This is a genomic window from Bacillus sp. GW823-FHT06B01 (assembly GCF_058952315.1).
Genome location: NZ_JBXAHR010000001.1, coordinates 1020592 through 1032913, shown reverse-complemented (window position 1 = coordinate 1032913; position 12322 = coordinate 1020592). Strand labels below are relative to the sequence as shown.

Here is a 12322-nt window from a genome sequence, read left to right as displayed (position 1 = left end):
TCATTGTTGTTGTACTTATATTGTATGAAATCTTACAATTTCATATTCAAGTGAAAAATATGTGAACGTTAACAAAATTGTAAAGTGCAAAAATTACAATCATTTTGTATAATAGAAGGAACAACCGTTATATAAAACATAATGAGTGAAAGGGGAGGGAACATACATGCCAAATTGGTTTAGAAAAACCTTAGTCGCATTAATTACCGTATTTACATTTGGTTTAGTGACGCCTCCTTCCATATTGCTTGATAATGCCAAAGCTGCGGACAAGCCTACGAGCACAGCTGGGCAACAAAATTTGGAGAGTACGTCCTATACATATGAAGAAACGAATGACAGGTTAACCACTGATACTTTTATTACGTACGCAATGCAAGAAGCAGAGAAGCAGTCGATGCAAAAGTTTGGCACTAAAATTGGTCCAGTAATTGAAGATGAGTTTAAAGATGTAATATTACCGAAAATTGAAGAGGCAATTGCTGAGCTTGCAAGTGATGTGCCAGAGGAGTCATTGCAATCATTAGCGATTTCTCAAAGACCAGCTGGCGGAAATAATGAAAAGATTTTTCATGTGTATGACACGAAATCAGGAAATGACTTATTGCGATTTCATGTAAGAAGAGATCATCCACCGCAAGATGGTTATTATTTTAATTTCCACTATCACCGTTTTGATGATGGGTACTCAGGACACCATGAATTAGGGAATATTTATTGGAATACGAATATACCGCCAAAGTGGCTTTCTTAAAAAGAACAAGAGAAAATCTTGTTCTTTTTTATGTATATAGAAGGGTAAGACAACTACGGTGTTGAATAAGATAGGTTTAGAAAAAGAAGCAAAGGGAGTATGGGAATGCAAAAGTATATTGTTTTTGACTTTGATGGCACATTAGTAGATTCACAAAATATATTTGTACCAATTTATAATCAACTTGCTGAAAAGCACGGATATAAAACGGTAAGGGAAGAAGAAATTGAGTATTTACGTAAATTAACGATGCCAGAGCGATGTAAACAACTCGATGTACCACTGTATAAACTACCGATATTAGCACTTGAGTTTTATAAATTGTATCAACCTGCTATAAAAGATCTTATTTTGTTTCATGGGATGAAGGATGTATTAGATGAACTACATAAAAAAGGATACGGAATTGCCGTTATATCTTCTAACTCAGAAGAGCACATTCGGGCATTTTTACACAATAATGATATAGAAAATATACAAGAGGTATATTGTTCTAAAAATTTGTTCGGTAAAGATAAAATGATAAAAAGATTTTTAAGATCGAAAAAAATAACAGAGAAAGATATGTTATACGTCGGTGACGAACAGCGAGACGTAGTAGCGTGTAAAAAGGCAGGGGTGAACGTAATTTGGGTATCTTGGGGGTATGATGTTATTGAAACAGTGAAAAAAGATGCACCAGATTATATGGTCAATACACCAATGGAAATTGTGCAAATAGTACAAGGGGCGTATTCTTAATATGAATACACTTCGAGCAGGTATTCATCATATTGAATTTTGGGTAGCGAGTTTAGATGAATCTATTTCTTTTTACGATATGTTGTTTTCCATAATTGGATGGAGAAAGCTAAATGAAGTATCATATAGTACGGGAGAAAGTGAAATATATTTTAAAGAAGTAGATGAGGAAATCGTAAGGACGTTAGGCCCTAGACATATTTGTTACCAAGCTATTCATAGAGAAGTAGTTGATGAGGTAGCAGAGTTTCTTTCTAGTACGAAAATAAAGATAATACGTGGTCCAATTGAAATGAATCATTATTCGGAAGGGTATTATACAATTGATTTTTACGATCCGAATGGATTTATTATAGAAGTAGCGTATACACAAAATGTAGAAATGTAAGGGGAATATACATGAAAACAATTACAGCATGGCAAAACAATATACAGATAGTAAAAGATGCAGTTAATATTGAAGAAATTTCTAAAGGTTTCTCTCCTGATAAGAAATATATAGTTACGACAATTGATAATGAAAAATATTTGTTACGGATTGGCGATATACAAGAGTATGAAAGAAGGAAAATAGAATTTCAAATTTTAAATGAAATGGTAAAACGTAACGTACAGGCACAAAGGCCGATTGAAATAGGTGTATTGGAAGAAGAAGGTGTATATAGTATTTTCTCATATATAGAAGGGGAAGATGCGAAGAAACTATTGCCTACGTATTCACCAAAAGAACAATATGAAATTGGTATAGAGGCAGGAAAAGATTTAGCAAAAATGCATACATATGAAGCTTCTAAGGATATTCTTCCATGGTATGAAAGAGCAATGAAAAAACACCAAAAATATGTAGAGGCATATAAAACATGTGGAATAAAAATAAAAAATGATGATAAAATCATAAAGTTTATAGATGAAAATGAAAAATATTTAAAGAACCGCCCAAATCGATTTCAACACGATGATTTTCATTTAGAAAATATAATTGTGCGAGATGGGAAATATGTAGGTGTTGTTGATTTTAATGGCTATGACTGGGGCGACCCACTTCATGATTTCGTAAAGATTGCACTATTTGCAAGAGACATTAGTATTCCGTATTCAATCGGACAAATAGAAGGCTACTTTAATGGGAAAATACCAGAGGAGTTCTGGAATTTATATGCGGTATATGTTGGCATGACGGTTTTCTCATCAGTTGTCTGGTCATTACGAGCAGCACCACATATGTTAGATGATACGTTAGAACGCCTTACTATCGTTTTAGAGGATCATAAAAACTTTGAGTTATTAAAGCCAATTTGGTTTCAACCAGAAAAGATTGATATGAAATAGAAAAGGTAGGTGTGATTCACATCTACCTTTATTTTTTACCATTCTTCGTTTTGAAGCAGTTGTAATGCTAACTTTACATCTATATCTTCTTGTATATGTTCCGGAGTCCATGGGATATGTATATGTGGTTGTATACCAATTCCGGACATTCCTTCGCCTTTATCTATAATAGAAAGCCGTGAAGTAGGGTAATAAAGAGCGAATGTATCAGCCCATTTCATTACCGCTAAATTAGAATAATCATTTAAACCAGCAGTAGGACGACCTATTACTTTTACTTTCGATGATTTTTTTGCAACTTCTACAAAAGAATCACCAGAACTTCCGCATGTAACATCTGTTAATATCACTACTCTAGTAGGTGATTTTCTACCGTGTATTGTTAATGATTGAAGTTCTTTTGGTAATTCAGAAGGATCAAATGTAACGAACCCTTTTTTATAATTCTTTTTTAAATCTTGAATAAATATATCTGTGAATATTTTGGAAAGTTCGTCTAAAGAATCATAATCTTCCATTTCGATGTCTTTCATACGTAAATGAAAGTTTCGTTCCGTATGATTTAATTGCATTGTATCTGAAGAATCGAAAAGGGAAATCTCTTTGTCTTTGAATATGTAAGGAAGTAATTTAAAAAATGCATCATCACTTCCACCACGATTCAAACGCACATCAATAATTAAATTGGGAAAAGAATTTAGCTCATTTTTGTGTGAGTCTAATAATTTATTAATAGCTTCAGTGTTTGCGAAATCTGTCAAAGTAATTAAAAGTGTATCTTTATTATGCTGTTTAAATGAATGAATAGGCGTGTATTCATTTTGTTTATACTTTTGTAAAGTAATTGTTTGAGTCAATCCATCTTCATCTATAAGTGTACAATTTGACGATTTTAATAAAACATAATCCCATTTTTCGCGTTCATATGTAGCTTCATTTAAATACTTCTTATATTTTATTAATAGCTCAGGAATTTTCATATTATCTAATGCTAGTATAGACTGTCCTTTTTTCACTCTTACTTCGTGTGAAGTGGATGTAATATATAGGCGATCTTCGTATCTTTTCACTTGGAAGCCAACACTGTTAAGTGGTTGATTGTTAGAGTACATTTTGAAAAACATATGATTATCTTTAAAGTCTAGTAAGTAATCACGTACAATTTCAGTGAAATGAACTGGTGTCAGTTCTCCGTGTTTCTCTAATTTCTCGATTGTCTGTAAATAAGTAGTAGGATCGTCCCATCCTTTTTTATCAATACAACCGGAATAATCGTGATGAGTAATCGAAACAACTTCTTTGAAAATTTCTGTGTACACAGCTTTTCCTCCAGATAATTTAATTAGTTAAATAATAGAATTCTGTACCCTTTACGTATTATCCTTTTTTGCATAGAGAAAAGAGGAATAGAGGGATGTGTTATCATCCCTCTATTAAAATATTTATTTAATTTTCTTAAATGCAAGCGGCTGCGTACTTAACATAGCTGGTACATGTAACTGAAGGGATGGGAATTCACCACTTATATTCATTTCATAAACGAATAATAAACTCATTTTCATTTGGAATAAATCAACTTTTGCAGAGAAGATGTCGAAATGATGATGCGCTAATTGAATATCCATCTCCATAAATTGTACATATAACGAATCATCTCGTTTGTATACTTGTAATGTTCCATATGCAGGATGCTCGAAAGTACCGGTATAATCCTCTAATTTGTGAGAAGGTGTAGTCCCTTCAATTTGTTTAGGAATGGATTCAGTTGCTTCTTTCATCATTTCCTTCATTTTTTCAGTATCTGCTACAGCACGTTTATGCCAATTAATGGATTCTAATTCAAGTAGTTCGTCATAAATTTGATTAGCGAGATAAGTAGGAAGTAGTGTGCCTCCAGCATTCGTTAAAATGACAAGGCCTATGTTTTCTGTTGGTATGAATGAAACAAGTGCTGAAAACCCATCAATATTACCGCCATGATGAATTACCTTATTACCACGATAAGCGCTAATAAACCAACCAAGGCCGTAACTATTTAATGGAGATTCAGGAAGTGATAAAACTGGTTGATCTGGAATGGAATTATGTGGTGTATACATTTGTTGTAATAATTCAGAGGAGATTAATTCATGATCTCCAAATTTCCCTTCGTTTAAGTGAAGAAGGACCCAATTTGCCATATCTTCAATTGTAGAATTAATACACCCAGCAGCGCCAACCGTATCAATATTGCGGAATGGAACTTCTTTTATTTCATCTTCATTTTCAACGTAAGGTAAAGCATAATCATCTGTAGTTTGTGAATCTGTAACAGAGAAATTTGTATGTCTCATATTTAAAGGTTCTAAAATATGTTCTGTAGCGTATTGCTCCCACGTTTGATTCGTAATGTTTTCTACAATGTAGCTAATTGTTGCATACATTAAGTTGTTATAAAGAAATGCTGTGCGGAACGGTGCATCAAGTTGTAAATGTTTTATTTTTTCAACGAGATCTTTTCGAGATAAGGAAGAGCTGTACCAAAGAGCCTCATGACGACTAACCCCAGTGCGATGGGAAGCTAAGTCTCGTCCTGTAACTTGTGAGCTAGCAAGTAGTTCAGATAAAGAGAAGTTAGGTATATAAGTCTGGACAGGAGTATCCCAATTAAACTTTGTTTGCTGTGCCAACAAGCTTAATGAAAGTGTCCCAAAAGCTTTCGTTGAGGAACCAATTGCGAACCGAGTACTCGGTGTAACAGCTTCTTTTGTTTCTATATTTCGATAGCCGAAACCTTCTGAAATAATAACTTCACCGTCTTTTATAACAGCTACAGCAGCGCCAGGAACATTTAAATCCTTCATCATTTTTTCAACCGTTGTTTGCAAAGAAGACATAACAGGAGTTTCAATTTTAGACATACTTCTAACCTCCAAATATAAATTTTGTTCTACCGCACTATACTTTCGGTAATAGAAAATGAAAACCTTTTTAATTATGGAAAGTTAATAATTTTGTAAGAATGAATAAAATTATTATTTATTTAGAATTTTATTTTTATTACAATTAATTTAAATTAATATTTAGAAAAGATGGTGAAGAAGTGTGCTAACAATAAAGAGAGTGCTTTGTGATAATAAAAAAAATCCGATAGGTATAGATTCAAAAGTTGTGAAAATGAGTTGGCAGCTTGAGTCGAGTAACCGAAATGTAAAACAATTTGCTTATCAACTGCAGGTTGCGAAAGATAGAGATTTTGAAATTTTAATGTTTGATTCGCAAAAAGTAGAAACAGATCAAAGTTTACATATACCAATCAATTCATTTTCATACAGAGAAGAGACACGTTATTTTTACCGGGTAAAGGTATGGGATAATTACGGAGAAGAATCATCTTGGTCTAAAGTAGGATTTTGGGAGACGGGGTTACAAGGGCAAGATAATTGGAGCGGAAACTGGATTACTGCGAAAAAAGAACGAACGCAAGTTATGTCTTTTAATAAAAGTTTTTCTATTAAAAAAGCAGTTAAAAAAGCACGCTTATATATCACTAGTTTAGGAATATATGAGGCTTCTATTAATAGAGAGCGTATTGGAGATTGTTATTTTACTCCTGGATGGACAAGTTATGATAAGAGAGTATTGTATCAAACGTATGATATAACACATGTATTAAAGATAGGGCAAAATGATATTTCTACTCTGGTAGGTAACGGCTGGTATAAAGGGCCGATTACCGTGCATCATGTACGTAATTATTACGGGAGAAGACGAGCAATAATTGCTCAATTACATATAACGTATGAAGATGGAACGAAAGAAAAAATTGTAACGGATGAAACATGGAAGGTAACTTCAAGCCCAATTTTGTACTCAGAAATTTATGAAGGTGAAGTATACGATGCTAGACTAGAAGAAAGTGTGCAAGAGCTAGAAAATGTTGAAGTACTTGAGCATTCTAAACAAATAGTTGTTGCGCAAGAAAATAAATCAATTCGTAAAATGAAAATTATAAAACCAATTTCTATTTCAAAACTACCGAATCACGAATGGCTTATTGATATGGGGCAAAATATGGTAGGTTGGGCTCAATTTATAGTCCGTCATGTTTATAGTGGTCAAAAGATAGAATTGCATCACGCTGAAATATTGGATAAAGACGGTAGTTTTTACGCTGGAAATCTCCGAAAGGCAAAACAAAAAATAGTGTATATAGCAAAAGGAGAGGAAGAGGAAACGTTTGAGCCTCATTTTACATATCAAGGCTTTAGGTATGTGAAAATAAGTGGATTAACCCAGCCGCCTCAAATAGCAGATTTTGAAGGGATTGTATTACATACAGATATGGAAAAAACGACTGAATTCGAAACGTCCAATCCATTAATCAATCAACTTCATCATAATGTGGAATGGTCTCAAAGAGGGAATTTTTTTGATGTGCCAACAGATTGTCCGCAGCGAGACGATCGACTCGGATGGACAGGAGATGCACAAATGTTCATTGGGACAGCTACGCAAATTATGAATGTCCAATTGTTCTTTAAAAAATGGCTTCAAGATTTATCGCTTGACCAAAATAAAAACGGAGCTGTGCCTTTAGTTATACCAGATGCGTTTGGAAAAAGAGCGGATTTTAATCTGGATACTTCCGGTGGTTGGGGCGATGCAGCAATTATATGTCCGTGGGTTCATTATTTACATTACGGAGATGTATCGATTTTAAAAGAACAATATGAAAGTATGAAGAAGTATATAGATTACATACGTTCACAAGGTGAGAACGAGTATTTATGGGATACAGGCTATCATTTAGGGGATTGGTTCGCATTAGATACGAAACCAGATGTATATGAAGGCGGAACAGACAAGCATTTTATTGCGACAGCTTATTATGCCTATTCTACATCGCTTTTACGAAGGATTGCTGAGATTTTAGGTGAAAATACAGATGCTAAATTATATGCAGAGTTACATAGGAATATTGTTCAAGCATTTCAAAATGAATTCGTTACACCAAATGGTAGGTTAATTTCAAATACACAAACAGCCCACATATTAGTACTTCTTTTTGAACTAGTGAAAGATGATGTGAATGAGAAAGTATTTAATCGCTTAATTGAGCTACTAAAAGAAAATAAAAATCATTTAACAACAGGTTTTATAGGAACACCGTATTTGAATTTAATATTAAGCAAGTTTAACCGGCATGACCTTGCTTGTAAGCTTCTATTTTATGAAGATTATCCATCATGGTTATACCAAGTGAAAAAAGGTGCCACAACGATTTGGGAACATTGGGATGGCGTGAAAGAGGATGGAACACTTTGGAATGATAGCATGAATTCTTATAATCATTACGCATATGGCTCTATTGTTGAATGGATATACCGATATATTATTGGATTAGAAATGGATGAGACAAAACCTGCATATAAACATTTTTATATTCAGCCTCATTTTAATTCTAATTTAGACTGGGTTTGTATAAAGCGTGAAACAGCATATGGAGAAATTAAAATTGATTGGCGTGTAGAACATGGACAAGCAGTATTAAACGTTGATGTGCCAACAAATACATCAGCCACATTACGAATAGTGGAAGATGATTGGAAGGCAAGTGATATGCCTGAAATGAAATTAGGTTCAGGCGCATATGAATTTAGATTTTGTAAGAACATACAGAAGTAGAATTTTGTTAAGTATAGAAATGTTTTTTTATAAATTTAGTTTGTTCAATCTGTTAGCATTAAATTTATGATAAAATCCATATAGACTAGAGATTTGAAAGAAGGTTTTTCTACATATGAAACATGCTGAAAATGAATACTTAAATTTATGCCGCCATGTAATGGAGCATGGTACGAAGAAAGAAGATCGTACAGGGACAGGCACTGTATCTGTATTTGGATATCAAATGCGTTTTGATCTAAGTAAAGGTTTTCCTTTATTAACGACAAAGAGAGTGCCGTTTCGCCTTGTAGCAAGTGAACTGCTTTGGTTTATGAAAGGTGATACAAATATTCGTTATTTATTGCAGCATAATAATAATATTTGGAATGAATGGGCATTTAAGAGCTGGGTAGAAAGCGATGAGTATACTGGTCCTGACATGACTGATTTTGGTCTTCGTTCACAACAAGATGAGGAATTTAAAGTGCAGTACGATGAGCAAATGGAATTGTTTAAAAAGAACGTTTTAGAAGATGACAATTTCTCGAATAAATATGGTTATTTAGGAGATGTATACGGAAAGCAGTGGCGTGCCTGGAAAACGACAGCTGGTGAGACGCTTGATCAATTAAAAGATGTAATTGAAATGATTAAAAAAACGCCAGACTCCCGTCGCCTTATTGTTTCTGCTTGGAATCCTGAAGATGTACCAAGTATGGCATTACCGCCTTGTCATACGCTATTCCAATTTTATGTAGCAGATGGCAAACTTTCTTGTCAGCTATATCAAAGAAGTGGTGACATATTCCTTGGAATTCCATTTAACATTGCAAGTTATTCACTGCTAACACATTTAATTGCACATGAATGTAGTCTTGAAGTGGGAGAATTTGTTCATACAATTGGAGATGCACACATTTATACGAATCATTTTGAACAAGTAGAAAAGCAATTGGCACGTGAACCACGTCCATTCCCGAAACTTACATTAAATCCAGATGTGAAATCTGTATTCGATTTTGAAATGGAAGATTTAACGATTGAAGGATATGATCCACACCCAGCAATTAAAGCACCGGTTGCAGTATAATTGTAGAGGAGATGAAAAAATGATTGTTTCATTTATGGTCGCAATGGACGAGAATAGAGTAATTGGCAAAGATAATAATTTACCTTGGCGTTTACCAAGTGAATTGCAGTATGTAAAGAAAACAACGATGGGCCATTCACTTATTATGGGCAGAAAGAACTACGAAGCGATTGGTAGACCACTGCCTGGAAGACGTAATATTATTGTAACTCGTAATGAAGGGTATCATGTTGAAGGTTGTGAAGTAGCACATTCTGTAGAAGAAGTGTTTGAACTATGCAAAAATGAAGAGGAGATTTTTATTTTTGGTGGAGCGCAAATTTATGATCTCTTTTTACCTTACGTAGACAAGTTATATATAACAAAAATCCACTACGCATTTGAAGGTGATACATTCTTTCCAGAAATGGATATGACAAATTGGAAAGAAGTTTTTGTTGAAAAAGGTTTAACGGATGAAAAGAATCCGTATACGTACTATTATCATGTATATGAGAAACAACAATAATAATAAGGATTGATGTGAAATTCACATCAATCTTTTTATTTGTATTCATTAATATAAGTTTATAGATGATATTCAATAGTGCTATAATGAAATCTAGCATGTAAAAATGCTAAAATTTTCAAAAGTATTCATATAGAAAGAGGAGGAGAATTGATTGAGAAAGATATGGGGGATTCTTTTTCTTTGCTTAACATTCATGTTAGTTGGATGCGGTAAAGAAGAAAAACCACAAGAAGCGTTTGATACATATACAAAAGCATGGAATAAACAAAAATTTGCAGAAATGTATGATCAATTATCAGAAAAGGCAAAAAAAGATATTTCGAAGAAAGAGTTCACTGAGAAATATGAAAAAATTTATTCTGGCATTGAAGTGAAAAACTTAAAAGTAGAAGCAGGAGAAGTAAAAGAAGATAAAAAAGATGAAGGTCCTGTTCCTTTTAAAGTAAGTATGGATACAGTCGGTGGTAAAATCAATTTTGCCCATGAAGCAAAAATGGTGAAAGAAAAGGATGGAGATAAAGAATCTTGGAAAATAGATTGGACTCCTGATTTTATATTCCCAGGTATGACAAAAGATAGTAAAGTGCGTATGCAAACGACAGAGCCAAAACGTGGTGAAATATACGATCGTAATGGAAAAGGTCTTGCAACGAATGGGAAAGCTTCTGAAATTGGAATAGTTCCAGAAAAATTAGACGATACTGCTCCGCAAACGAAAGAGACAGTAGCGAAGTTGTTAAATATGTCTGTAGAAGAAATTGATCAAAAACTAGCTGCTAAATGGGTAAAACCAGGGTATCTCGTACCAATTGGAATTTTGCCTGAGGGGGCAACGCAAAATACGTACATTGATTTACCAGGTGTTTCAACAAAACCTGTAAATGTTCGTACATATCCGTTAGGGGAAGCGGCAGCTCATCTGACTGGTTATATTGGAAAGGTAAATGCTGAAGATTTAAAAACGCTACAAAAGAAAGGCTATCAAGCTGATGATCCAGTTGGTAAAGCCGGTTTAGAGCAAGTATTAGAGGAAAAGCTACGCGGTAAAAAAGGTGGCCGTGTCTTTGTAGAAGATGCGCAAGGAAAAGAAATTAAAAATTTAGCAAAAACAGATGCTGTTGATGGAGAAAATGTAACTTTAACTATTGATAGTGCTGTTCAAGAAAAAACGTATAATGAAATGAAGGGCGAAGCTGGTTCAAGTGCAGCAATTAATCCGAAAAGTGGAGAAACAATTGCACTAGTAAGTAGTCCAGCATATGATCCTAATATAATTGCACGAGGGACATCGAAGGCACAACGCGAAGCATGGAATAATGATCCGAAAAAACCGATGACGAATCGATTTACACAATTATCAGTTCCAGGATCTGTATTTAAGCCTATTACAGCTGCAATTGGTCTTGAAACGAAAACGATTGATCCAAAAGAAGAGTTGAAAATTGAAGGATTAAAATGGACAAAAGATTCTTCTTGGGGTAATTATTATGTAACACGTGTGAAAGATGCAAATCCGATTGATTTGGATAAGGCGATGAAATACTCGGATAATATTTATTTCGCACAAGAAGCTTTGAAAATCGGAAAAGATAAATTTATGAGTGAAGCGAAAAAATTCGGATTCGATGAGAAATTACCAATTGAATATGGATTCCCAGCTTCTAAAATCGCCAATGATGGTATTAAAAATGATATTCAAATGGCAGACACAGGTTATGGACAAGGACAAGTCTTAATGACACCGCTCCATCTAGCATTAACGTACGCGCCAATTGTTAATGATGGAAACATACCTTCTCCGTATATTATTAAGACAGATAAGCAACCAAAAGTTTGGAAAGAGAATGTCATTTCAAAAGGCAATCAGGATATATTAAGAACTGCCATGACGAAAGTAATTAATGATCCAGATGGTACTGGGAAAATTGCTAAAATTGATGGAATGAATCTTGCTGGAAAAACAGGTACAGCGGAATTAAAAGTATCAAAAGAGGCCGAAGGAAAAGAACTAGGCTGGTTCGCTGCATTTGATTTAAATTCACCAGATATGGTCATTACAATGATGATTGAAGATGTAAAAGGTAGAGGCGGAAGTAATATTCCAGCTGAAAAAGTGAAACATGTGTTTCAAAAATAGAAAATGATGAAGACTATCTCCATGGAATGTGGAGGTAGTTTTTTGTTTCACCAGAAACATATTGAACAGATAGTGTTTATTAACTTACGAAAAAAAAGTAGCTATTTTTTA

10 protein-coding genes are annotated in these 12322 nt (G+C 34.0%); 8 read left to right on the top strand and 2 right to left on the bottom strand.

Going from position 1 to position 12322, the window contains the following annotated elements:
- Positions 1–166: 166 nt before the first annotated feature.
- From AC1Q8N_RS05365 to AC1Q8N_RS05350, 4 genes are all read left to right on the top strand, one after another.
- Complete coding sequence (locus AC1Q8N_RS05365; RefSeq protein ID WP_001134418.1) at positions 167–754, top strand: YpjP family protein; 588 nt, start codon at positions 167–169, stop codon at positions 752–754.
- Between the two features lie 105 nt (positions 755–859).
- Positions 860–1495 (top strand): HAD family hydrolase, encoded by a 636-nt coding sequence (locus AC1Q8N_RS05360; RefSeq protein WP_048541177.1) that lies wholly within the window; start codon positions 860–862, stop codon positions 1493–1495.
- A 1-nt stretch (position 1496) separates the two neighbouring features.
- Positions 1497–1883 carry a VOC family protein gene (locus tag AC1Q8N_RS05355; RefSeq protein WP_048541179.1) on the top strand — a complete coding sequence of 129 codons (387 nt, stop codon included), beginning with the start codon at positions 1497–1499 and terminating at the stop codon, positions 1881–1883.
- Between the two features lie 11 nt (positions 1884–1894).
- Complete coding sequence (locus AC1Q8N_RS05350; protein WP_048541181.1) at positions 1895–2824, top strand: aminoglycoside phosphotransferase family protein; 930 nt, start codon at positions 1895–1897, stop codon at positions 2822–2824.
- Positions 2825–2859: 35 nt separating this feature from the next.
- On the opposite strand, the gene AC1Q8N_RS05345 is transcribed toward AC1Q8N_RS05350, so the two are convergent.
- Both AC1Q8N_RS05345 and AC1Q8N_RS05340 read right to left on the bottom strand, forming a co-directional pair.
- Entirely contained in the window at positions 2860–4143 is a 1284-nt protein-coding gene (locus AC1Q8N_RS05345) for a S41 family peptidase (protein ID WP_048541183.1), read from the bottom strand.
- Positions 4144–4266: 123 nt separating this feature from the next.
- Positions 4267–5724, bottom strand: coding sequence for a serine hydrolase (locus tag AC1Q8N_RS05340; protein WP_098122430.1), 1458 nt, complete (start codon positions 5722–5724; stop codon positions 4267–4269).
- 184 nt (positions 5725–5908) lie between these two features.
- Between AC1Q8N_RS05340 and AC1Q8N_RS05335 the strand changes: the two genes are divergently transcribed.
- The 4 genes from AC1Q8N_RS05335 (at position 5909) to pbpC (ending at position 12211) form a co-directional block, all read left to right on the top strand.
- Positions 5909–8491 carry a family 78 glycoside hydrolase catalytic domain gene (locus AC1Q8N_RS05335; RefSeq protein ID WP_493521108.1) on the top strand — a complete coding sequence of 861 codons (2583 nt, stop codon included), beginning with the start codon at positions 5909–5911 and terminating at the stop codon, positions 8489–8491.
- A gap of 115 nt (positions 8492–8606) precedes the next feature.
- Complete coding sequence (locus AC1Q8N_RS05330; protein ID WP_048541197.1) at positions 8607–9563, top strand: thymidylate synthase; 957 nt, start codon at positions 8607–8609, stop codon at positions 9561–9563.
- Between the two features lie 19 nt (positions 9564–9582).
- On the top strand, positions 9583–10071 hold the full coding sequence (locus AC1Q8N_RS05325; RefSeq protein ID WP_000637215.1) for a dihydrofolate reductase: 489 nt from the start codon (positions 9583–9585) through the stop codon (positions 10069–10071).
- Positions 10072–10225: 154 nt separating this feature from the next.
- Positions 10226–12211, top strand: a complete 1986-nt coding sequence (gene pbpC / locus AC1Q8N_RS05320) for a penicillin-binding protein 3 (RefSeq protein WP_098076346.1) — start codon at positions 10226–10228, stop codon at positions 12209–12211.
- Positions 12212–12322 lie beyond the last annotated feature (111 nt).

Coding starts and splice junctions, on each gene's coding strand:
- AC1Q8N_RS05325 (WP_000637215.1), top strand. CDS start 9,583: ATGATTGTTTCATTTATGGTCGCAATGGACGAGAATAGAGTAATTGGC.
- AC1Q8N_RS05365 (WP_001134418.1), top strand. CDS start 167: ATGCCAAATTGGTTTAGAAAAACCTTAGTCGCATTAATTACCGTATTT.
- AC1Q8N_RS05355 (WP_048541179.1), top strand. CDS start 1,497: ATGAATACACTTCGAGCAGGTATTCATCATATTGAATTTTGGGTAGCG.
- AC1Q8N_RS05360 (WP_048541177.1), top strand. CDS start 860: ATGCAAAAGTATATTGTTTTTGACTTTGATGGCACATTAGTAGATTCA.
- AC1Q8N_RS05350 (WP_048541181.1), top strand. CDS start 1,895: ATGAAAACAATTACAGCATGGCAAAACAATATACAGATAGTAAAAGAT.
- AC1Q8N_RS05330 (WP_048541197.1), top strand. CDS start 8,607: ATGAAACATGCTGAAAATGAATACTTAAATTTATGCCGCCATGTAATG.
- AC1Q8N_RS05340 (WP_098122430.1), bottom strand. CDS start 5,724: ATGTCTAAAATTGAAACTCCTGTTATGTCTTCTTTGCAAACAACGGTT.